The sequence below is a fragment of the Listeria grayi DSM 20601 genome (assembly GCF_000148995.1).
GTDB lineage: Bacteria > Bacillota > Bacilli > Lactobacillales > Listeriaceae > Listeria > Listeria grayi.
On sequence record NZ_GL538352.1, the window covers coordinates 868,168 to 891,839 of the forward strand.

Consider the following 23,672-nt stretch of genomic DNA (forward strand, 5'->3'; position numbering starts at 1 on the left):
GAATCGACGATGCAACTAGAAAACTGCACCATCAAAGGCTTTGGTATCTATGTCTATCAAAAAGCTAAGCTGACCACAAATGGTCTGAAAATAAGTCATCCCAGCAGTTATGGCGTGTTTGCAAAAGAAGGGCATTTCGAGATGCGTGACACTAGAATGACAGGCGGCGGTGTAGCAGCGATCCTGGAAGACGGTAAAGGGGCAATTCATGGGATCACGACCAATCACACTTATCGCGATGTTTTTCGCGTCGATCATAGTGAATTGACAGTGACCGATGCTGACATCCAACATTTTTGCGAGATCAAGGATGTCGATGAAAAGGCAAATTATCCAGCCGTGTTTGTGAAAAACAATTCCACTGTCACTCTTGAAAAAGTGAATATCCACGATTCTAAGCTAGATGCTATCCAAGTATATCAATCCAGATTAAAAATAAGTGATAGCCAGATCTCTAACGTATATATGGGGATTTTCATTCGCGAACAAGCCAAAGTCACCCTGGATAAGGTACATATTTCTCAAACTGTTTTTAACGCCCTGAGCATCGCTGGTAATGCAGAAGTAACTGTCAAAGACTCTCATTTTGATGAATGTGTCATTGGAAAACATGATAAAAACTATCCGGTCGTGATTATGCGCGAGCAAGGAAGTTTGCATGTAGAAGGGACGACCATCAGTAATTCCGCGAATGATGCTATTTATATGGCTGAACTTCAAAATGCCGTATTGAAAGACATGACGATCGATGCCACAGACGTCGGTATCTATGTAGAAAAAACACCGCTCTCCGTTGAAAATATCACCATCAAAAATTGCTTGAAAAACGCGGCATTCTTTGTGCAAAGCCCCGTTACTATTACTAACAGCCACATCGAAAGCAACAATCTGCTCAGCAAGCCAGAATATGAACTAGATTCCGAGATCCCTAAGAGAGTAGATGCGTCGGTTTCCATTATCAATGCTCGAGTTTCCGCGACGAATCTCACTATCAGCGACAAGACGGCATCGATCTCCCTGCAAAAACAAAGCCGTTTCCAAGGAAACTCCCTTAGACTATCCGGCGGTGTTTTTAATATGGAAAGCGATTTCCAAGCCGAACACCTTATGTTTATCAATTTGGAAAAAGAACCGATCCATTTTAAATTGTTGCTACATGCAACCGCCAATGTTCAATTCGATAACCCAAATGATTCGATTTCCTATGTTAAAGATCTGACTAGTAAATTGGAAAGCAACTTGCTAAAGCCGGCACATGCGATTGTGCAACATGATTTTACAGCGAATACAAATCCGGCAGTAAAACCAGTGCCGCCACTGCCGGAAACAAATCCAGCGCCACCAACAGAACTACCACCTCAAGCATCCTATTCGCTGGCAGGGCCAACTGCTTATAAAGAAACAATGCAACGCTTGTTAAAACAGGCCTCCCTTTATCAAGTCCGCCTTAGTCAGGGAATAACGCTACCACATAACTGGTCCATGCTTTGGATTGAAAAAGGAATCACGGATGTCATCGATTATGTAGCACAAACAAAACAAGCATTTTACGAGTCTAACCTCATTTCCGAAGATAATACTTATCGCTTATCTGAAACCGATCCCTCTCTTTATCTAGAGACCGCAAAAAATGGCTTACTTTGGATCGACCAGCTTGAAAAGGTTTGGAGCGATACAGCCTTTCTAACAGAAATCACTCGTATCGTGGAAGAAAGAGCGATTATTTTCACCGGGACAGAAGAAGAAGTACATGCGCTTGCCCAAAACGCTCCCGAACTATACGCAAAAATTGGACATCAAGTGATTTTCGATGATTTTACAGCAACGGACACAGCAGCGATCATCCAATCAAAATTAACAGATCTCCAGTTTGTTTTTGATACCGCATTCTTAAAGCAAGCTGTAATGGATAATTTTCCAGCTAAAAGCCAAGCCGGATGGCCTGAAGAAGTCATACAAGCTATCATTCAGAGCCAATCAGACCGACTGCTGGCTGAACCAGACCAACAATTGGTTAAAGACCAAATCGTGACATTGACACAGGCAGATATCTATAAAGGGATTTTAGCTACAATTAAGTAAAAACTTTCATTTTCCTCCTTGCTTGATAGAACACTCTAAGGTTTACACTAGAGTCATATCATTTAAGGAGGTTTTATTCATGGCAAAATTGGATACTTTAAAAGACAAAGTTGTAGTTATCGCAGGAGGAGCAAAAAACTTAGGTGGTTTGCTCAGCGAATTGTACGCGAAGGAAGGTGCTAAAGTCGTGATCCATCATCATGATGGCCAATCACTAGAAGATGCAAAAGCCACTTTAACAAAAGTCGAAGCACAAGGAGCAGAAGGTAGCTTATTTTCTGGAGACCTCACGATCGTTGAAAATGTAGAAGCTCTTTTCGTCCACGCTAAAAAAACTTTCGGGAAAGTAGATATTGCTATCAATACAGTTGGAAGAGTATTGAAAAAGCCTATTTCGAAAACGACAGAAGCTGAATTCGACAGCATGTCCGATATCAACGCTAAATCTGCTTATTTTTTCATTAAATATGCGGAAAAGTATTTAAATGACAACGGTAAGATTATTACATTAGCTACTTCGCTGTTAGCAGCATATACTGGATTTTACTCCACTTATGCCGGTGAAAAAGCACCAATCGAACATTATACGCGTGCAGCATCCAAAGAATTTATGGCAAGAGGCATCTCAGTAAACGCAGTAGCGCCTGGACCAATGGATACACCTTTCTTCTATCCACAAGAAGAAGAAGAGGCGGTAACATTTCATAAATCACAAGCGCTGCACAATCAGCTCACGAAGATTGAGGATATTGCTCCGCTGATCATGTTTCTGACGTTAGATGGCTGGTGGATCAATGGCCAAACTATATTTGCAAATGGTGGTTACACAACAAGATAACAAAAAAAGCCTCTCCAATTAATTTCTGAGAGGCTTTTTTTGCAATTACTTCTTTATGTCGCTAAAATAGAGGGACAATCTCATTTAAAGGTGTTGAAAATGATGAATGTAAAAGAAATTTCAGAAATGCTTCAAATATGTACACATACTATCAGTTATTATGATAAAGAGGGACTATTTCCTTTTATCGACCGCGATGAACATGGTTATCGCAATTTTTCCGAAGAAGATGTTTATTGGGTGGAATTTATCCGCTGCATGCGTTCTACACACATGCCAATCACAGAACTTCGCAAAATCGCTGAGTTATTTGAAGAAGGCCGATCCACCAAAGAAGAGCGGCGACAAATTTTTGAAAATCATCGCGCTAATTTGCTTCAACAAAAAGAGTTGATTGATATTGCACTTAGGAAGTTAAATGAAAAGTTTAAGATCTTGGATAATGAGTGAATTTACGAGGTTGCTTTGAAACAGTGTGTCTGATCATTTACAAAGAATGGGGTAAACAAACGTGAGTACGAAAAAGGGTTCTAGAAGATTTAATTCGGAGAAGATATCTAACAGCATTGCTACTAAATTTGAAGATTTTGATGCTCAAATAAAAGCTTTTTTTGCAGAGAAGGGCTTTAAAGAAGGCGATATAATATATCAATCCGTCTCAATCCAAAGAGATCATAAATAATTTACATAAGATATTGATATAGAAAATCTATAAACAGTTAATTACATTCATTGTATGCTAACTGTGTTATTTAATAGTGAATACAATTAACTGTTTATAAATCAAGAGAGGAAGCCAAACTTCCTCTTCATAAGTCTAAAATTTTCTAGTTTACATAATATATATTATAGGAAGTATTAGCTTTACTTAAATCTCAATATCGATCTTACTAATTTGTGCTATTGATACGTCATCCAGCATATTTTCAATCATTTCAATTGCTTCTTCATTATATTTCTTATAATCAAATCGTTTTTGTTTAAATTCGTGCGTATACATTTTTTCCATCCCATTGACCAAACCTGTTGTATCATTGTCTACTAATAAACCGTAGCCATCTTTTAAAATACTATAACAACCAGGGATATTTGTGGACAGGATATTTGTATCCAATACTAAAGATTCTAACAATACCATTGGCTGGCCTTCATGTACAGATGATAAAACAAACGCATCAGCAGCTTTTATTGTTGGGAACGGATTATCGAGCTGACCTAACAAATGCACTTTTCCTTGTAATCGTGGATCAGCTACATATTCCGTTAATTCAGCTTCCAATTCACCAGAACCAATGATATATAAACTAGTAGCCGAGTATTTTTCTTGTAACTGATAAAATGCATCAATCATCATTTTCTGATTTTTTTCAGGTGCTAAACGGCCCATTGTAACGAAATTAAAAGTATCTGCCGGTAATTGTACGCCGTTTTCTTCGTCAGAGGCTTCTAAGATGCGCTTATAATCAATGCTATTGTGTACATAAGTCATTTTGGACGTATCTTTTACTAGATGCTTCAAGAAATCTTTGTTGACATCTCCAGTGTGCTCAGCAACGGAAACAACATGGTCAAAATAGTTGTATAACGGGAAAATAATATTTAAGTCGTCACGATGTTTATAATTTCCAGCTGTTTTTTTGCTATATTCATGCATCATTTCATTATGTTGGAAAATAATTTTCTTGGAATCTTGTGAAGCAGCGAATAAGAGCGTCCAATATTTGAAATAGCCATCAAAATCTAAGGCGATATCGATCTTTGTTGGCCCAAGAATCCGTTTAAGTTCACGTTGGTAGATTGCTTTGATATCTGCTGTTAAAAAGTTAGCTTTTCCATTTTTTATAAGATGTGGCAGTGGTTCCTCATGAAATTGGGTGAATGCTGCTGTTTCTTCTGGGAAAATATTACAATCGCCGGGAATTTGTACTTTAACAACGTTTGCTGGGATCTTGTCAAAGTTTTTCTGTTCATAGTAACCCAAATTATCTTCTTCTATAACAATCAGTTGATATTTTTCCTTATCGAGATTATGCATAAGATTCAGCGCGGAAGTTGTTACTCCATTCTTTTTAAAGCCACCACAATACATTACGATATTTTTCTTCACTTTTTGTTGTATAGGTGTTTTAGTGAAAACATATTGAGCCCAGTCTTTAACTGAAATGAAATCAGCCGTGAGAATTGGTTTGATCTGCGCGAGCGATTGCGGTGCATTTTCCTGCATGATAAAATCTGCGTGCAATAGTAGTCGTATTTGGTTGGCATTTAATGTTTCTTCAGGCAAGATTTGCAGGTAATTTTGGTTTTCTTTTTTGATAAAATAAGTTGGTAATTCTATTGTAGAAAGAATCCACTCTGCCTCAGCTAGAGCGATCGCAGCTTCTTTTGTGGTTATATCTTGTAAATAAGAAATGCTCTTTCCAATAAAATGTAGATTACTTGCTAATAGCGCTTGAGCTTTTTCCTTTTCTTTTGTGAAAAAAATCACTTTATTGTGTATTAGTTGATTATTTTTATAAGCCTTTACATATTCTGTTTTTCCATTCATGCTACATGTTCCTCTCGACGTACCTATATTTTTCAATCAATCTGGTACCTCTGAGTTAGAATGTTACTTCCTTCTTTTCCCTCTTTATAAAGCAACTAAACTCCAGAACTCCCTTTATACTCAGGAATACTAAAGTTTAGCTGCTTTTGTTTACAATATCGGCGACAATAAGCTGGAAAGATTTTCCTTCAACCGGACGTATAATGATTTCGCTCGCATATCGCCCATTGTATATAGTGTGCTTTCCAAAAAATCAGCCTGAAAATCAGTTTCCATTTGAACAATGGCTGGATCACGGTTATATAAAAACACCATCAATTCATGATTTAAACGGAAACTACGGATATCAAAATTAGCCGTTCCGACAGCGGCGCGTTTTCCATCTACTAGCAAGAGTTTGCTATGCACAAAGGAGTCAGCCCGATAAGCATATACCTTCACGCCTGCTTCAATCAGTGTTTCGATATAAGCATTGCTGCCGTGAAACGAGATGCCACGGTCACCTTTTCCTGGTAAGATGATTCGGACATCGATACCGCTCATGGCAACGCGCCTGACAACGGCTAATGCCTCTTCATCAGGCACAAAATAAGGCGAGGCAATCCAGACGCTTTCTTTTGCAGAATCGATCAGATCTAGCATGGCATCTCTTACCCACTTCTCTTTATCATAGGGTCCACCGTAAATGACCTGTGCCCAGTCCACGCCGGCTGCTGTGGGACTGAAATAGCGAGCAATCCCATTTTTACTGATAAATTCAGTTGCCGAACCAGCGCGGTTTTGCATATAGATCCAGTCGACCAAAAAGGATTCCTGTAATTCCATAACTGCCGGACCGGCTAAGCGGAGATGTGTATCCCGCCAAATCACAAAGTCAGGCGTATTACTGCGATACTCTTCGCCGACATTAAGCCCACCAGTAAAAGCAGTTTGCCCGTCAATGATAATGACTTTTCTATGATTACGGAGATTGGCTGTGCGGGCGAACGTCAATGAGCTTATCGGATCAAAAGCAACTGTCTCGATCCCAGCATTTTTGAGTGGTGCTAAAAAGGCTGGTGTGAGCTTGGCGGATCCCCAAGCATCATACATAAAGCGGACTTTGACACCTGCTTGCGCGCGTTCGATCAAAATATCGCGAATCTCAGTACCGATCGCATCAGCCTTGTAAATATAATATTGCATATGGATATGATTCTTCGCTTCTTTCAGTGCAGCGATTATAGCAGGGAAAGTTTCTTCCCCATTTGTCAAAAGCTGGACATCATTACCGCTGATTGGCTGGATACCAGTTAGGTGTGCGATGCTTTTAGATAAAGTTGGCGGTTCTCCTTCCGAATGATAACTAGGCAAGTGGTGTATCTTGTCGGTTAATTTGTTCATTTCTCTAGTTTGATTGGGTAAAAAAATGCGCTTTTGCGGATTTCTTCCAAAAAACAAATAGAAAACAACACCGAAAATAGGAAGAATAAAGATAACCGCAATCCAGGCAACTTTTGAAGTAGTGACGCGACGATCCCAAAGTAATAAACGGATCGTGATAATGACCCCAACGATTTCAACTAAGGTTCCTAAAATAACAATTAGCGTTCCAGAACCAGACCATTGCATGAGAAAATAGCCGATTGCTAAGATAACAAGTACAATAAGTGGTAATTGAAAGCGTTTTTTCATATGTATTCCTCCTTTTTGCGGCATTCTTACAATATGTAAAGAGCGAATTAGAAAGACAATTCCCCCAACCCGCATTACTACCTTTATTATAATGACCTGAAATGGAGGAATACAAGTAATATTTATTTATTTCGTAATAATCGTTTCATCATAGCAGTAATAAAACGGTCATACCAGCTTACCGGGAATTTTCGAGCGATAAATGTAATCATTTTAGCGCTGAAACTAGGTAAATAGCGATATTTTGGTTTATTATCCGAGATTGCTTTGTAAATGAGTGAAGCGATGTCCTCTGCGCTGTCAGAACTTCCAGCAGCATTTTCAAAATTACTGTAAGTATGGATCATTTCAGAATAAGCAGAACCTTGACTAGTTGCTGCTTTTGCATTATCGGAGGCGATCGCCCCCCATTCGGTCTTTGTTCCTGATGGTTCAACCACGATCACTTTGATTCCGAAGGATTTAGTTTCCATCCTTAGGACATCGGAATAAACCTCTAGCGCATGTTTAGAAGCATGGTACCAACCTCCAACTGGAGAATATATCCTTCCTCCGATCGAACTGATATTAATGATCCGTCCTGATTGCTGAGCCCGCATCGTCGGTAAAACCAGTTGAGTGATATTTGCGAGTCCAAATAAGTTCACATCGAACTGTTTCTTAGCTGCTTCTGTAGTCACTTCTTCCAATGCTCCATACTCTCCATAGCCAGCGTTATTGACTAATATATCAATCCGTTTTTCTTCATTCAATACCCGATCGATAAGCGCTCGGTTCGATGCTTCATCAGTGACATCTAGTGCTTGCACGCGAACACCTTGTACTTTCAGTTCTTGTAAACGGTCTACCCGGCGTGCTCCTCCATATACGATAAAGCCTTCTTCTACCAATCTCAATGCGGTTGCCTTTCCGATTCCCGAAGATATTCCTGTAACGACTGCAATTTTCTTTTCTGTCATTTTAATTTACCATCCTTTCAATTATAAGTGAATAATCATTTATTTAAGCGTTGAAGAAAAGCCGATTTTAATCGGCGCAAAGAGATTGAACCACCATTTCGATCAATTCTTCTATTTCTTCATTCGTCGTCACGCGATCATGTACTTGGCGTGTTTCAAGCAAATAAGTAAGGGGGCCAGCAAAGAATGCGTAAATGATATCTCGGTTTTGGGTCACCAACAACTTATGAGTTATGGCATATTCGATGACATCATTAAGTGGTTTAGCGATCTCATCCGCGATTTGATGCGTTTCTGTTGTCACAAATTGCGGATTGGAATGGATCGCACGCATAAATTGAGCTTCGTCCGGGTACTCTCTAAAACGACTGGCAAAGTGTTGCATCGCAGCTCGTATCTGTGCTTTGACATTTGTTTCACTTTGTAATTTTTTCGCCAGCCCTCTATCCATCAATTCTTTTACTTGTAGATAGATTTTACTGAGCATATCGCTTTTATCTTGATAATAGATATACACAGTAGCAGGACTTACACTTGCAAGTTTGGCGATTTTAGAGATACTGGCATTATTTAGCCCTTCTTGCTTCGTGATTTGAAATACAGCTTGACTGATCGCGGTAACTTTCGCTTCATCTTTTATTCTCATAGACATATAATAAATGATTATTCACTTATTTTCAACAAGAAAGAATCTCCAAACAATTTAATGCTTGGAGAGATCCTTTTTATTTATGGAAAGCCAGCGCAATCGTCGCAATACCTTCCATTAAGAATAAAATAACAATAATTGCTGTGATCCCGATAACGGCCAAGACTGGATTGAATAAAGTTGCGAACCCGATAACGGCTTCCAATACTCCAACTCCTAGCAACCACGACCATCTACTGCTGCCTAGCTTCTTCACTTCAACGGAACCAACGATCCGCATGATTCCTGAAAATTTGATATCGACCATTAAATTGATCAAAAAGCTATATTTAAAATCCCGGTCAAATTGGTAGCCGTAATCCTTCTGCATTTCTTCGATCAGTATCAGGACGACTTCTTTTAAATGGTTGTCGAAGATGATCTTGTCAAGCGGATTATCTGTTTGAAATTCAGCAAGATTATCAAATAGCAACTCTTTTTGAAAACGATGGAACGAATCCAAGATCGCTGTCTTGATATTTTTCCGCCGTCCTTTGATCTGTGTGCCATCTTTATCACGAATCAATTGGAGCTGATATTCCATTAGCTGTGGTTTGATCGTATTCAGGTCAGCTACAATCGAATTCTTGCCCACAAAGTATTTAGCGACTAATTGCTTGATCGAAGTCTTGCGCGTGTAGCCATTAAAATTGAAGAGCAAAAAAAGTTTGAGTTTTTCCCGGCGAAGCGATGCCGAATCTTGATGAAGCGCTTCCATTTTTGTTTCTGATCGGTCCTTTTTGCAGTGGAAAGTAGCTTCAATCCCCGTCCTCTTTTTCGCAATAATTGATATTGATGCGCCGCAAAGTATGGCTCCATTTGCTGCAAGTAATTTTGAATCGTTTTTGTACTTACATCCAATCCCGCCGCAAAATATTCGGCCGATTGGTACTCATGTTCATTCAATAATAATTTTAAAAGCGTATACTGATTTTCCTTCAACATTTTTTCACCTGAATTCCTATCAACTTTTAAAACTATGCAAGAAGGCCTTCTTGATAGTTTTATCCTAACTTCTTTTATTCGTTCTGCAAATCCTAATTTTTTTCCAGTAATGAGGTAAAAAAAATAAACCCCCTCTTAACTATAGCAGTTTTAGGGAGTTTATCCATTACTTATTATTCTGTAACAGCAGTTGTATCTTCAGATGTATGTGGTGTTTTCAATGTGAGGAACAGTAGCCCCATACCAACAAGGCAGATCACAGCTGCAACAACGAACGGTATATTGAAGCCAAATGCTTCGCTGATCAAACCAGAACAAATTGGAGCGAAGGCAGCGCCAAGCCAGCGGACAAAGTTGTATGCCCCACTTGTCACGCTTCGTGCATATGGGGAGTGCTCCATGACGGTCGTTGTGAATACTGCGTTATTGATACCTAGCACAAGTCCGGATAGAACGATCAAGACGATCTTCACGGCTAAGCCTGGTAAGAAACCAAGTCCGATCAAAATCAAGGCACAGATGAATAGTGAACCTCGTAAAATTGCTTTCGAATCAAATTTCACTTCCAGCATGTGCGAGATTTTTGCGGATCCTAATGCTAGGCAAAGTCCCCAAGCAAAGAATACGAATCCGATCTTGATAGCGCTCAAACCAAGTACTAACGGTGAATAGGCTAAGATTGTAAAGAAACAATAGTAATAAAACATACCGCTAAATGCGATTTGCAAAAATGGTTTGTACGTAAATAAGTGCAGCATTTGCTTGATCGGCTGCTGTTTGACAGCACTTGGATCAGCAAGTATCTCTTTTTCAGGTTCTTTCACTTTTAATAAGATAAGTAAAAAGGCGATAAAAATCAAACCAGCAGTTGCGAAAAACGGAAAACGCCAAGATTCATTCCCCAGTACGCCACCAAGTAAAGGACCAAATGCCATTCCCAGTCCCATGGCAGCCTCATAAAGGCCGATCGCGTGCCCAGGTGTTCTCGATAAGGAGATCAACATAGTCATCGCTGTAGCTAGAAACATCGAGTTCCCAAATCCCCATCCTGCACGAAAAATCGACAGTGCGCCAATCGAATTAGAAAAGCCGCATAATAAAGCGAAAATCGTGACAACAAATAAGCCAGTAACAATCAATTTTTTATCTCCAACTTTATTTGCAATAATACCAATTGGTATCATCATGATCGCCATTGTAAAGATATAAGCCGTAAACAACATTTCTACTTGCGAATGTGATGCACCAATACTTGCTGCGATCGAAGGCAATAACGGATCAACTACCCCGATTCCCATAAATGCAAGCAGACACCCTGCTGCTGTGATCCATTTCGCTACCCCATTTTGATTCGGGTTTTCTTCTATCATTTCTTCATACACTTCCCTTTCCAAATTCTATCTATTATTGTACGCCTGCGTTAAATAGATGTCAATATATACATATGTAAAAACTTACATATGTTAGTATTTTACAATTAGGCGGAAAAAGCTTACAATAATAAAAAAAGCAAAAGGGTGGAAATAATGCCTAATTTACTCGGTTATACACTTCTGCAGATGATTGCCAGGGAATCAACAAATGGTTATGAGCTGGTGCACCGTTTACGGATCATGCAAAACACGCATCATAGTCAGATTTATCCCGCTTTATCAAAATTAGAAGAAGATGGCTACTTGACTGTCCACAGGCAAGCACAGGAAAAACTTCCTGATAAGAAGATCTATGCGATTACAGAAAAAGGGATCGATGCCTTAGCAGAATGGTCGGAAACGCCTTTAAAGAATCCAGTCACCAAAGATGAATTTATTATTAAGTTACAGCTTGATTGGGTCAATAAAATCCGGACAGAAAGTTTGCTGAAGGAACGTCAAACCTATTTAGAAGAACAGCTGGAAATGGTCGATGAAACACTTCATCATTTTGAAAAACTGCTACATTTAGATACGGATGCTGCTAGGCAAGCGGATATGCCCTACCAAGTATATGCTCGCAAACGAGAATTGCTTGTTGTAGAGTTGGAATGGTGCGAGCGTATGCTAGCCAATCGAGCTAATTAAAAAACGCCATCTATGTTAGATGGCGTTTTTTATTATTTAGCAAACTCTAAAATGTCTTTTGCTAATTTCACACTTGCTTCTTCTGGCGGTTCGATTCCTTCAAGCGGATAGCGAATCCCCATTTCTTTCCATTTATAAACACCCATTGTGTGGTAAGGAAGTACCTCTACCCGCTGCACATTGGGAAGCGTATCAATGAAATGGCGCAAGTTGGTCAAATCATCCACATCATCTGTTTTCGTTGGTACTAAGACGTGGCGAATCCAGATCGGCTGATTTTTTTCTTTCAAATAATTTGCAAAGTCCAAGATTGGTGCATTTGGACGCGTTGTGAGCTTCAAGTGTTTTTCCGGATTGATCTGTTTGATATCTAATAAGATCAAATCGGTCACTTCCATCAAACGATCCAATTTTTCAATAAATTCTGGATCTCTGCTGAAACAGCCACCGCAAGAATCAATAGTCGTATTCACACCTGCTTGTTTGCATAGCGTGAATAATTCGATCAAAAAATCGACTTGCAGCAAGGGCTCTCCACCGCTTACTGTGATACCGCCGCCGGATGCGTCCCAAAATTCTTTATATTTGATAGCCTCATCAAATACATCTTGTGCGGTGCGTTCTGTTCCTTTTCCGATTTTCCAAGTATCTGGGTTGTGACAAAACTGACAACGAAGCAGACATCCCTGCATAAAGACAATAAAACGAATTCCCGGCCCATCTACTGTCCCCATTGTTTCTATCGAATGAACCCTTCCAATTGTGTTTGTCATTTTTTATCCAATCCCTTCTCTTTTCAATCGAGAGGCGGAAAGTCCGCCTCCAGCTTTTGATCACTATTCTTACATGGATTCGTGCATCGTACGGTGAATAACATCTAATTGTTGTTCACGCGTTAATTTGATGAAGTTTACAGCATATCCGGAAACTCGGATCGTTAATTGCGGATATTCTTCTGGGTGATCCATCGCATCTAATAATGTATCGCGGTTGAAAACGTTGATGTTCAAGTGATGTCCCATTTTTGTAGAATAACCGTCTAGCATTGCTACTAGGTTGTCGACTTGCGCACTGTCATCACGGCCTAGTGCTTTCGGTACGATCGAGAATGTGTTGGAAATTCCGTCTTGCCCGTATTCATATGGAAGCTTAGCAACGGATGATAAGGATGCTAATGCACCTTTCGTATCACGGCCATGCATTGGGTTAGCTCCTGGTGCGAATGGTTCGCCTGCGCGGCGTCCATCTGGTGTGTTCCCTGTTTTCTTACCATAAACAACATTGGAAGTAATGGTAAGCACTGAAGTTGTATGAACAGAGTCACGATAAGTTTTGTGTTTTTTCACTTTTGTCATGAATGTTTTTAGAAGGTCGACTGCGATTTGGTCAACGCGATCGTCATTATTGCCGTATTTCGGATAATCGCCTTCGATTTCAAAGTCAACTGCTACGCCATTTTCATCGCGGACTGCTTTTACAGTTGCATATTTGATTGCCGAAAGAGAATCGACCGCTACAGATAATCCAGCGATACCAGTTGCCATTGTACGTAAGACATGTGTATCATGAAGCGCCATTTCTAATCTTTCGTACGCATATTTATCATGCATATAGTGAATAACATTCAATGTATTCAAGTATAGTTCTGCGATCCATTCCATCATCGCATCGTATTTTTCAAGCACTTCTTTGTAATCTAAAACGTCGCTTGTGATTGGACGGTAAGCAGGTCCAACTTGTGCTTTCGATTTTTCATCGATACCACCATTGATGGCATATAACAATGTTTTCGCTAAGTTAGCACGTGCGCCGAAGAATTGCATTTGTTTGCCGACACGCATTGCGGATACACAACAAGCGATCGCATAATCATCGCCCCATTTAGGACGCATCACATCATCGTTTTCGTATTGGATCGCACTTGTTTTGATCGACATGTTGGCACAGAATTTTTTAAATCCTGATGGCAAGTGTGTGGACCAAAGAACAGTCAAGTTAGGTTCTGGAGCAGGTCCTAAGTTATCTAATGTATGCAAGAAACGGAAGGAGTTTTTTGTAACAAGCGGGATGCCGTCTTCTGAGATACCACCAATGGATTCTGTTACCCATGTTGGGTCGCCAGAGAATAATTCATTGTAATCTGGAGTACGAGCAAATTTCACTAGACGTAATTTCATGATGAAATGATCTACGATTTCTTGTGCTTGTTCTTCTGTTAATACACCATTTCTAAGATCACGTTCTACATAAATATCTAAGAATGTAGAGGTACGGCCTAGACTCATTGCTGCACCATTTTGTTCTTTGATTGCTGCTAGATAGCCAAGGTATAACCATTGGAAAGCTTCTTGAGCTGTTTCTGCAGGGCGGGAAAGATCGAATCCGTGTTTTTCGCCTAGTACTTTTAATTCGCCTAATGCACGGATTTGTTCGTTAAGTTCTTCACGCAAACGGATAATATCATCGCTCATTGTGCGAAGACCTGTGTTGTTCAAATCTTTTTTCTTTTCTGCGATCAAGAAGTCGATACCGTATAATGCTACACGGCGATAGTCACCGATGATACGTCCACGACCATAAGCATCTGGAAGTCCAGTGATGATACCAGATTTACGAGCTGCGCGCATTTCAGGTGTATAGGCATCGAACACGCCTTGGTTATGTGTTTTACGATATTCTGAGAAAATGTGGCTGATCTCTGCATCGATCTCAAAGCCGTATGCTTCTGCTGCAGTTTCTGCCATGCGGATACCACCGAATGGTTGTAAGCTGCGTTTGAATGGTTTATCTGTTTGGAAACCAACGACTTTTTCCAAATCTTTGTTCAGGTAGCCAGGATCATGAGAAGTAATCGTGGAAACGATTTTAGTATCCATATCAAGGACGCCGCCATTATCGCGTTCTTGTTTGGTAAGATCCATTACTTGTTCCCATAATTTATTGGTCGCATCAGTTGGGCCGACTAAGAAGGAATCATCACCTTCATAAAGTCGATAGTTTTTTAGGATAAAGTCTCTTACATCGATTTCCTCTTGCCAAGTTCCACCGACAAATTCTTTCCATTGTTCTTTCATTTAAATAGCCTCCAATTTTTGTTCAATTTTGAGCGTTAAATAATGAGCATAACTATTTGTAAATGCTTACACTGTTATGATACCACATTTCTCAAAAAATGCTACAGTTTTTGAGAAACTTTTTGTGAAAAAATTATTAAACAGGCTAAAAGTCACTAATAGCCCCAATTACTTTTTTACTGCTCTTATTAAAGTGGCGTTCTGTATTAGCCGAATGGTGAAAATTGTTATAATACAGATAAAAACGCTTGTGTACTGTGACACAAGCGAAATTCGCTATAAACAAGCGTTTTCATCAAACTGTTTTTCATGAAAAAAGTGAGGAGAATTCCCCCTCACAGATTCCATAATTTTTTATTGGAAGTTGTGATCGCGATAGCCCCATTTTCTAGTGCAGCGTTCACTTGTTCCTCCGTCTCGATCAATCCGCCGGCAATGAGTGGTATATTCATCATCGCTTTCATGCGCGCGATTTGATTTGGCAAAATACCTGGCAGTAATTCGATCGCATCTGGATTTGTTTTCTCAATCATCGCAATCCCTTTTGTATACGCGCTTGAATCGATCGTAAATAAGCGCTGGATCGCAATAATGTGCTGCTGTTTAGCTTTGATCACGACATTACTTCTTGTAGAAACGATTCCTGCTGGCCGAATCTCTTGACAAAGATATTCCGCACCATAATCATCGTTTTTTAACCCATTGATCAAATCTGCATGCAAGATGACTTTTTTATTTGCAGACTTAGCCAGATTGACAAGCGATTTTAATTGCGCAATATGCGTTTCCAGCATGACGAGATATTCTCCGTCTAAAGCGATTATTTTTTCAATGTCACGCTCTTGGTGCGCTGCAGGGATGATTTTCTGTTGTCCAAACACTTTTGTCCACTCCTTTGGCTACATAACACGTTTAAACATTTTTTCCAGTTCATAAGTGGTATATTCGATAACGACTGGTCGACCGTGCGGGCAGGTAAATGGATCGCTTGCCTCGCGCAACGTATCCAGCAAAGCCTCCATGTCTTCTTTTGTCAAATAATGGTTGGCTTTGATCGATTTTTTGCAGCTCATCATAATGGCTGTATCTTCCCGCAATTTATGGATACTGATGCTCGGCGCATTAAGCGCTTCGTCAATGATCTCCCGCAAGGTCTCCTCTTCTTGGTCTTTCGGGAACCAATTCGGATGCGAACGAATGATATAACTGTTTTGACCAAATGATTCCAAGAAAACGCCCACTTCTTCCAGTTTCTGTTTTTGCTCTTCTAACCGCACATATTCATCTGTTGAAAATTCCAACACGATCGGAACAAGCAAATCTTGTAATTCTCTTGCTACTTCACCGATTTTTTCGCGATAAAACTCATATTTGATTCGTTCTTGTGCAGCATGCTGGTCAATGATATAAAGGCCTTTTTCATTTTGTGCCAGAATGTACGTCGCATGCATCTGTCCGATCGGATATAGTTTTGGCAAACGTTCCGTTGGTGTGATGGTGACTTCTTCTTGCTCCTCCTGCTTTTCTTCTGGACGATCCAGGAGCGCATCTAAACTTTCATATAAAGCATTTTCTTCGGCCACATAGGAATTATCTTGTTCGGGCGGCTGCTTGTAATGAAATGGTTGATCGAGTCTTGGCGGTTCCGACTGTTTTTTATCAAAGTCGATCTGCAGTTGCTCGGAAGCGAGTTTCTGCTTTTTGGAAACTTCACCGCTTGGGATAAGCTGTTGCTGGTGGAAAGCTCCTTTCAGCATTTGCGCGATCAATTGCCCTAATTCTTTTTCTTTGCTGAGTCGCACCTCCAGTTTAGCCGGATGCACATTGACATCCACGATGATCGGATCCATTTCGATCTGCAGGACAATGATCGGATAACGACCGATCGGCAGGAGCGTATGATACCCTTCCTGGATCGCTTTTACAAGGGCAAAATTTTTGATATAACGACCGTTAACGATCATGGAGACATAATTACGATTGGCCCGGTTGATCTCTGGCAAGATCGCATAGCCATTCACTTTGAAATCAAGCGATTCAGCACTTACCGGAAGCGCTTTGCGGGCGATCGACACGCCGTAGATCGCAGCGATCACTTGACGCAGATCTCCATTCCCGCTTGTTTGCAACAGTGATTTTCCGTTATGAGAAAGTCGGAAACTGATTTCCGGATGGGATAGCGCTAGGCGATTGATGATATCTGTGATATTTCCAAGTTCTGTCGGCAGACTCTTTAAGTACTTCAAGCGAGCCGGTGTATTATAGAATAATTGTGTGACTTCGATTTCCGTACCTTTTCGAGCATCACTGCTTATTTCTTCTAAAATTTTTCCGCCTTGGATCGTTAAATGCTTGCCTTGCTTTTCTCCGGTCGACGTGGTGATTTTCACTTGCGCGACAGAGGCGATACTTGGTAATGCTTCCCCGCGGAAACCTAATGTGTGCACGCGGAAAAGGTCGTGCTCATTTTTGATTTTGCTAGTAGCATGACGCAGAAAAGCCGTTTCTACATCTTCAGGCTCGATTCCGCTACCGTTGTCGATCACGGTGATCTTATTTAGACCAGCTTCTTCGATCAAAATATCGATCACGGTACTTCCGGCATCGATCGCGTTTTCCGTCAATTCTTTGACAACGGAAGCCGGGCGTTCTACTACTTCGCCAGCTGCGATCTTATTGGATAAAAGTTCTGTCAATTCAACAATTTTATTAGCCATTTGGCTCACCTTCTTTTTCTTTACATCGCTTTTTGCTGTAACTTGTAAAGTACGTTCATTGCTTCCATTGGCGTCATTTGCATCAAATTAAGTTGCGCGATTTCTTTGCGGAGATCGCGATCTGCTTTTTTAGGAGCAGGGATATCTTCTACTTGGAACATCGCAAGCTGGATGTCTTCTTCTGTTTTTTCAACTTGGGGAGTAGTCTGTTCTTTTTCCGCTTCCAGTTCCGCCAAGATCTGGCTCGCCCGTTTGATAAGATCAGCAGGAAGTTCTGCCAGCTGAGCAACATGGATCCCATAGCTTTTATCTGCGGGTCCCTCTTTTATTTTATGCAGAAATACGACTTTGCCGTTTTCTTCGACAGCACTTACATGTATATTGGCAAGGGATGCAAGTTCTTGATCCAAAACAGTTAGTTCATGATAATGGGTCGAGAATAATGTTTTTGCTTTGACATTTTCATGGATATATTCAATGATCGCTTGGGCAAGCGCCATTCCATCATAAGTTGCTGTCCCGCGGCCGATCTCGTCGAAAAGGATCAAACTGTCTTTCGTTGCATTAACGATCGCATTGCGGGCTTCAAGCATTTCTACCATGAATGTACTTTGACCAGCAATCAGGTCGTCTGCTGCACCGATTCTAGTAAAAATCTGATCGAAAACTGGCAAGGTTGCTTCTTCTGCCGGTACAAAACAACCAATTTGAGCACAGATCGCGGTCAAAGCGACTTGGCGCATATACGTGCTCTTACCGGACATATTCGGACCGGTGATCAATAATATCTCTCGGTCATCATCCATTTGACAGTCGTTCGCTACATAGCTCTGTGCCCCCATGACGCGTTCGACTACGGGGTGACGTCCCTGTTTGACAGAAAGTTTGCCTGTTTCACTCAAAACTGGGCGAATAAAGTGATTCTTTTCGCTGACTTCTGCGAAACTCTGCAAGCAGTCGATCTCACTAACCAATTTCGCAAGAGCTTGCAAGCGGTGGATAAAGGACTTCACTTGCTCACGCACTTCGATAAACAATTGATATTCGAGCTCCACACTTTTTTCTTCGGCTTCTAAAATCAATTTTTCTTTCTCTTTTAATTCAGGCGTGATATAACGCTCGGCATTGGTCAATGTTTGTTTGCGTTCATAACGTCCTTCGGGAAGGTGGTGGGTATTTGCTCTTGTTACTTCGATATAATATCCGAAAACTCGATTAAAGCCGACTTTGAGTGACTTGATTCCAGTGATTTCTCGTTCTTTACTCTCTAATTCAGCGATCCAGCTTTTGCCATTGCGGCTGGCATCGCGATAAGTGTCAAGCTGTTCATTGTAACCGTCTTTGATGATGCCGCCTTCGCGGATCGAGATTGGCGGACTGTCAATGATCGCTTGTTCTAAGATCGTCATCAATTCTTCGCATGGATCTAATTTATCAGCAATCGTCTGCAGGCTATCTGACTCGATCGAAGCAAGAATCGCTTTGATTTTCGGAATCTGATATAAGGAATTTCGCAGCTGGATCAGGTCTCTAGCGTTGACGTTCCCATAAGCCACACGTCCAGCAAGTCGTTCTAAGTCATACACATTTTTCAGATGTTCGACGAGATCCATGCGCTCAAAGAAGGCACGGATAAAAGCGGCAACATCATCTTGCCTTTGCGTGATGATCTCTTTGTCGATAAGCGGTCGGTCGATCCATTGCTTGAGCAGCCGTCCGCCCATTGCTGTTTTGGTATGGTCGAGTAGCCATAATAGGGTTCCTTGCTTACCTTTCCCGCGATTCGATTCGGAAAGTTCCAAATTGCGTTTCGAATAATAATCCATTTTCATGAAATGGCTCGTTTCATAATGAACCGCTTGCTGCAAGTGGCCAAGATCGCGTTTTTGTGACTCTGCTAGATAAGTAATCAGTTTCGCGACCGCTTTTTGCTCGACTCCCCCCCATTCGCCGTCAACTAAATGCTGGTAGTCAGCTTGGAGCGCGGTGGATTCTTCCAGTGAAATCGTCAGTCCAAGTTCTTCTTTTAAATTATTAGATAAAAGGGCTTGATTGGCGCTGTCGACGATCAGTTCTTTTGCTGATAGTGTTGTCAGTTCATTTAGCAGCTTATTGGTCTCTGCCTGCAAGGTCGTTGCTTTTAATTCTCCGGTGGAAAGATCGCAGTAGGCAAAACCAAAACGAGCATCGCCATCACTGTATAATGCCGAGATATAATTGTTTTCTTTTTCTTTTAGCCCTTTTTCATCCATGACCGTTCCTGGCGAAATCAATTGGACGACTTCTCGCTTGACCATGCCTTTGGTGGTTTTAGGATCTTCTACTTGCTCGCAGATCGCCACTTTATAGCCTTTATCGATCAATGTTTCGATATAGCCGCTTGCAGAATGATACGGAACGCCGCACATCGGGATTTTCTCCGTCCCTCCGCCTTCTCTACCTGTCAGTGTAATCTCCAAAATTTGCGATGCTTTCAGTGCATCATCAAAGAACATTTCGTAAAAATCTCCTAGCCGGAAGAATAAAAAGGCATCTTGATAGTTTGCCTTGATCGTTAGGTATTGGCGCATCATCGGTGTATATTCTGTCATCCCTCATCAGTCCTTCTCTATGTTTTTCATTTCTCCATTATAGCATAATCGCCGTAAATTCTCTTGTCTTGCTCCACAAAAAAAGCCACTTTCCGGAGAAAATGGCTAATCGGCTGATTCCGAAACTTCCACATTGATTTCTTTGGTCACCGATTGGAGCAATTCATTTGCTTCTGCTTGTGCCCGTCTGAATTCGGCAACGATCGGCAAGTTATCGATTTCCGCCTGTACTTGATCGATTTTCTTTTCTGTCAGTTTCATAGCTTCATACTTTTGATAATGCTCTAAATTAACAGCTTCCTTTTGTAAAGCCTTGATCTGCGCTACTTTGGCTGCTACTTTTTTGTTGGCATTGATCTTTTCTTCCGCTAATTTATAAAACTGGATCTCTTCTGTATTTTCAAGCTGCTGTTTCAGCTTTTCAGCTGCCTGCAGAATCTCTGCTTTTGAATAGGTCACTTCGCAAACCTTCTTTCTAATCAAACAAATAAGGATGATCTTCATTGATCAAGACACGCTCGATCTTTTTCGCTTTCCCAGTTGTATCATCAATGTCGATCAGACAGCCGGACAGCACCGTCCTGCCTTCTTTAGGAACTTCAAAACGAGTAGGTAGGGAAGATAAGAAACGGCGTAATACAGCTTCTTTGTTCATTCCCAGCACCCCATCATAAGGTCCAGTCATCCCGACATCGGTCAAATAGGCTGTTCCATTTGGCAAGATGCGTTCATCAGAAGTCTGTACATGAGTATGTGTGCCAACGACAGCACTGACACGGCCATCCAAATACCAACCCATGGCTTCTTTTTCACTTGTCGTTTCTGCATGGAAATCAACAAAAATCAGCGGAGTACGTTTTTTAGCTGTTTCGATCAATTCATCCGCTTTTCGAAATGGGTCGTCGAGATCCGCTAAAAAAGTGCGACCTTGCAAGTTGATGACGGCTATCTCTACTTGGTTGCTTTTGACAAATACGATTCCAGTTCCCGGGGTAGTGTCTTCGGGAAAATTGGCCGGTCGTACTAAATATTTTGCTTCTTCAATAAATTCAAAGATATCCCGATTATCCCACGCATGGTTTCCAAGCGTTACGGCATTCGCGCCTAGCTCAAGGAATTGTTTATAGATCTTTTCAGTGATCCCTCTTCCTGAAGCAGCATTTTCACCATTAATAATAGTGATCGTCGGTTTGTATTTCTTTTTTAGTTGTGGAAGAAATTCAGTTACGGCATTTCTTCCTAATGAGCCAACTACATCCCCGATAAATAATATTTTCATACGTCTAAAACTCCTATCTTCGTCCAGTATAGCTCATTTTTCTTTATCTATCTAGTCCAACTGTCTGACTGCGGCGTTCTAATAAAAGAACATCTCTAAAAATCCCATCCATCTCGCCTAGACGAGGATGTCTGGCCCGCAGCTCGAAGCCGGCTTTATGATGCAGGGAAATACTGGCTACATTTTCTGGGAATATCAAGGATTGCAAAGTCCAATAGCCCTCTTCCTCGCTCGCTTCGATCAACTGTTGCATCAATAGCGAACCAATACCATTTCCTCTTGCTTTGCTGCTTATGTAAATACTGACTTCGGCAACGCCCCGGTAGCTTTCCATACTAGAAAATGGCAATAACGCAGCAAACCCGACTACTTCCTTTTCAAGTACCGCAACTAATCGACAGGTGGATAAATATTTATGATCCCATTCTTCAAAAGCCATTACTTCTTTTTGAAAGGTCGCGTTTTTCGTCAAGATACCTTCTTGATAGATGGCCTGCATAGCCGGATAATCTTCTGGTTGCATCTTTCGTAGTAGCGGCTTGGTCATATAACTTCCTCCTCTTTTTAAAACTGATTATACCCGAAAAGCAGACTGTTCTGCAATCACAAAAAAACGCTGCCGGCTAGCGGCAACGTTTTTATTTGGCATATTCTACTGCTCTTGTTTCACGAATGACCGTTACTTTGATATGACCAGGGTAATCGAGTTCATCTTCAATCCGTTTGCGGATATCGCGTGCTAAACGGTAAGAAGCTAAATCATCGATCGTGTCTGGTTCCACCATGATACGAACTTCACGGCCAGCTTGGATCGCGTAAGATTTTTCTACACCATCATAAGATTCGGAAATTTCTTCCAGTTTCTCAAGACGACGGATGTAGTTTTCCAACGTTTCGCTTCGTGCACCCGGACGCGCTGCAGAAAGTGCATCTGCGGCAGCAACAATGACAGCAATAATCGAAGTTGGATCGGTATCCCCGTGATGGGAAGCGATACTATTCACGACTACTTCATTTTCCTTGTACTTCGTAGCAAGCTCAACGCCGATTTCGACATGGCTTCCTTCAATTTCATGGTCAATTGCTTTCCCAATATCATGAAGCAAACCAGCACGTTTGGCAAGTGTCACATCTTCGCCTAGCTCACCAGCCATGATGCCAGCCAGTCTCGCTACTTCCAGCGAATGATTCAAGACGTTTTGACCATAACTTGTACGGTAGCGCAAACGACCAAGGATCTTAATAAGATCGGGATGAATCGAATGGATTCCGATGTCAAATGTCGCTTGTTCTCCGATTTCACGAATGTGTTCATCCACTTCTTTGCGCGCTTTATCGACCATTTCTTCGATACGTGCAGGATGGATACGTCCGTCTTGGACAAGTTTTTCAAGTGCGATTCGAGCAATCTCACGACGAATCGGATCAAAGCCAGATAATATAACAGCTTCCGGCGTATCATCAATGATAAGATCAATACCAGTCAATGTTTCCAGTGTACGGATATTTCGTCCTTCACGACCGATGATGCGGCCTTTCATTTCGTCATTTGGAAGGGTAACAACGGATACAGTGTTTTCAGCTACAAAATCGGCTGCACAACGTTGGATGGCTAAGGATAGAATGTTTTTCGCTTTCTTATCCGCATCCTCTTTTGCTCTTGCCTCTGATTCTCTCACCATAATTGCTGTATCGTGGCTAAGTTCTTCCTCTACCTGGTTCAGGATGATCCCTTTCGCTTCTTCTTTGCTAAGCGCAGAAATGCGTTCTAATTCCACCTGTTCTTGTCGAACCATCTCAGCAAGTTTGCTTTCTTCCTCTTCAATATGTTGTTGTCGTTTACTGATACTCTCCTCTTTTCTCTCAAGTGCAGCTTCTCGCTTACTTAGAGAAGTATCTTTACGGTCGAGGTTTTCCTCCCTTTGCAATAAGCGATTTTCTGATTTTTGTAACTCTGTTCTTCGCCCACGAAGTTCATTTTCGATTTCAGTACGTAACTTATGGTTTTCTTCTTTAGCTTCAAGCAACGCCTCTTTTTTCGCAGTTTCTGCTTCTTTTTTCGCATCTTCTACTATCAATTCAGCAGTTCCTCTGGCAGCTGCTAATTTTTTCTCTGTACTAGACTTAAAGAATACATAACCAACAACGAGACCGACGATTAAGAAAAGCAAACCGGAGATGCTGGTGAAAATAATTAGATTCGTCATCCTTCCACCT

21 protein-coding genes are annotated in these 23,672 nt (G+C 41.1%); 5 read left to right on the top strand and 16 right to left on the bottom strand.

The features are described from left to right. Positions 1-9 precede the first annotated feature (9 nt). The 4 genes from HMPREF0556_RS04390 (at position 10) to HMPREF0556_RS13395 (ending at position 3,602) form a co-directional block, all read left to right on the top strand. The gene (locus HMPREF0556_RS04390) at positions 10-2,082 is read left to right on the top strand and encodes a right-handed parallel beta-helix repeat-containing protein (protein WP_003755911.1); all 2,073 of its coding nucleotides are present in this window, start codon (positions 10-12) and stop codon (positions 2,080-2,082) included. 79 nt (positions 2,083-2,161) lie between these two features. After that, on the top strand, positions 2,162-2,920 hold the full coding sequence (locus tag HMPREF0556_RS04395; protein WP_003755914.1) for an SDR family oxidoreductase: 759 nt from the start codon (positions 2,162-2,164) through the stop codon (positions 2,918-2,920). A gap of 102 nt (positions 2,921-3,022) precedes the next feature. Further along, on the top strand, positions 3,023-3,370 hold the full coding sequence (locus tag HMPREF0556_RS04400) for a MerR family transcriptional regulator (protein WP_040486469.1): 348 nt from the start codon (positions 3,023-3,025) through the stop codon (positions 3,368-3,370). Positions 3,371-3,431: 61 nt separating this feature from the next. Further along, a complete protein-coding gene (locus tag HMPREF0556_RS13395; RefSeq protein WP_003755920.1) occupies positions 3,432-3,602 on the top strand; it encodes a hypothetical protein in 171 nt (56 codons plus the stop codon). 186 nt (positions 3,603-3,788) lie between these two features. Here the strand turns inward: HMPREF0556_RS13395 and HMPREF0556_RS04405 are convergent, their stop codons facing one another. From HMPREF0556_RS04405 to HMPREF0556_RS04430, 7 genes are all read right to left on the bottom strand, one after another. Beyond that, positions 3,789-5,468 carry a glycosyltransferase gene (locus tag HMPREF0556_RS04405; RefSeq protein WP_003755922.1) on the bottom strand — a complete coding sequence of 560 codons (1,680 nt, stop codon included), beginning with the start codon at positions 5,466-5,468 and terminating at the stop codon, positions 3,789-3,791. 150 nt (positions 5,469-5,618) lie between these two features. Beyond that, positions 5,619-7,142, bottom strand: coding sequence for a cardiolipin synthase (gene cls, locus HMPREF0556_RS04410; RefSeq protein ID WP_003755924.1), 1,524 nt, complete (start codon positions 7,140-7,142; stop codon positions 5,619-5,621). Between the two features lie 122 nt (positions 7,143-7,264). Further along, positions 7,265-8,101: an oxidoreductase gene (locus HMPREF0556_RS04415; RefSeq protein WP_003755925.1), complete on the bottom strand. Its 837-nt coding sequence runs from the start codon at positions 8,099-8,101 to the stop codon at positions 7,265-7,267. 67 nt (positions 8,102-8,168) lie between these two features. Then, positions 8,169-8,753, bottom strand: a complete 585-nt coding sequence (locus HMPREF0556_RS04420; protein WP_077904780.1) for a TetR/AcrR family transcriptional regulator — start codon at positions 8,751-8,753, stop codon at positions 8,169-8,171. A gap of 73 nt (positions 8,754-8,826) precedes the next feature. Next, entirely contained in the window at positions 8,827-9,507 is a 681-nt protein-coding gene (locus HMPREF0556_RS12990; RefSeq protein WP_003755931.1) for a helix-turn-helix domain-containing protein, read from the bottom strand. Next, positions 9,399-9,734 (bottom strand): HTH domain-containing protein, encoded by a 336-nt coding sequence (locus tag HMPREF0556_RS13770; protein WP_077904781.1) that lies wholly within the window; start codon positions 9,732-9,734, stop codon positions 9,399-9,401. The genes HMPREF0556_RS12990 and HMPREF0556_RS13770 overlap by 109 nt, the downstream gene beginning before the upstream one ends. Before the next feature lie 173 nt (positions 9,735-9,907). After that, complete coding sequence (locus HMPREF0556_RS04430; RefSeq protein ID WP_040486470.1) at positions 9,908-11,104, bottom strand: MFS transporter; 1,197 nt, start codon at positions 11,102-11,104, stop codon at positions 9,908-9,910. A 153-nt stretch (positions 11,105-11,257) separates the two neighbouring features. Between HMPREF0556_RS04430 and HMPREF0556_RS04435 the strand changes: the two genes are divergently transcribed. Continuing rightward, the gene (locus HMPREF0556_RS04435; protein ID WP_040486615.1) at positions 11,258-11,794 is read left to right on the top strand and encodes a PadR family transcriptional regulator; all 537 of its coding nucleotides are present in this window, start codon (positions 11,258-11,260) and stop codon (positions 11,792-11,794) included. A gap of 32 nt (positions 11,795-11,826) precedes the next feature. Here the strand turns inward: HMPREF0556_RS04435 and pflA are convergent, their stop codons facing one another. From pflA to rny, 9 genes are all read right to left on the bottom strand, one after another. Further along, entirely contained in the window at positions 11,827-12,567 is a 741-nt protein-coding gene (gene pflA, locus HMPREF0556_RS04440; protein WP_003755937.1) for a pyruvate formate-lyase-activating protein, read from the bottom strand. 69 nt (positions 12,568-12,636) lie between these two features. After that, a complete protein-coding gene (pflB, locus tag HMPREF0556_RS04445; protein ID WP_003755939.1) occupies positions 12,637-14,868 on the bottom strand; it encodes a formate C-acetyltransferase in 2,232 nt (743 codons plus the stop codon). A 335-nt stretch (positions 14,869-15,203) separates the two neighbouring features. Then, the gene (locus tag HMPREF0556_RS04450) at positions 15,204-15,749 is read right to left on the bottom strand and encodes a glycerol-3-phosphate responsive antiterminator (RefSeq protein WP_003755940.1); all 546 of its coding nucleotides are present in this window, start codon (positions 15,747-15,749) and stop codon (positions 15,204-15,206) included. An 18-nt stretch (positions 15,750-15,767) separates the two neighbouring features. Next, positions 15,768-17,585: a DNA mismatch repair endonuclease MutL gene (mutL, locus tag HMPREF0556_RS04455; protein ID WP_003755942.1), complete on the bottom strand. Its 1,818-nt coding sequence runs from the start codon at positions 17,583-17,585 to the stop codon at positions 15,768-15,770. A gap of 20 nt (positions 17,586-17,605) precedes the next feature. Beyond that, on the bottom strand, positions 17,606-20,176 hold the full coding sequence (gene mutS / locus HMPREF0556_RS04460; protein ID WP_003755943.1) for a DNA mismatch repair protein MutS: 2,571 nt from the start codon (positions 20,174-20,176) through the stop codon (positions 17,606-17,608). A 105-nt stretch (positions 20,177-20,281) separates the two neighbouring features. Beyond that, positions 20,282-20,635, bottom strand: coding sequence for a YlbF/YmcA family competence regulator (locus HMPREF0556_RS04465; protein ID WP_036104171.1), 354 nt, complete (start codon positions 20,633-20,635; stop codon positions 20,282-20,284). A gap of 16 nt (positions 20,636-20,651) precedes the next feature. Next, on the bottom strand, positions 20,652-21,455 hold the full coding sequence (locus HMPREF0556_RS04470) for a TIGR00282 family metallophosphoesterase (protein ID WP_003755948.1): 804 nt from the start codon (positions 21,453-21,455) through the stop codon (positions 20,652-20,654). 43 nt (positions 21,456-21,498) lie between these two features. Beyond that, on the bottom strand, positions 21,499-22,002 hold the full coding sequence (locus HMPREF0556_RS04475) for a GNAT family N-acetyltransferase (RefSeq protein WP_003755950.1): 504 nt from the start codon (positions 22,000-22,002) through the stop codon (positions 21,499-21,501). Between the two features lie 91 nt (positions 22,003-22,093). Continuing rightward, positions 22,094-23,662 (bottom strand): ribonuclease Y, encoded by a 1,569-nt coding sequence (gene rny, locus HMPREF0556_RS04480; protein WP_003755951.1) that lies wholly within the window; start codon positions 23,660-23,662, stop codon positions 22,094-22,096. Positions 23,663-23,672 lie beyond the last annotated feature (10 nt).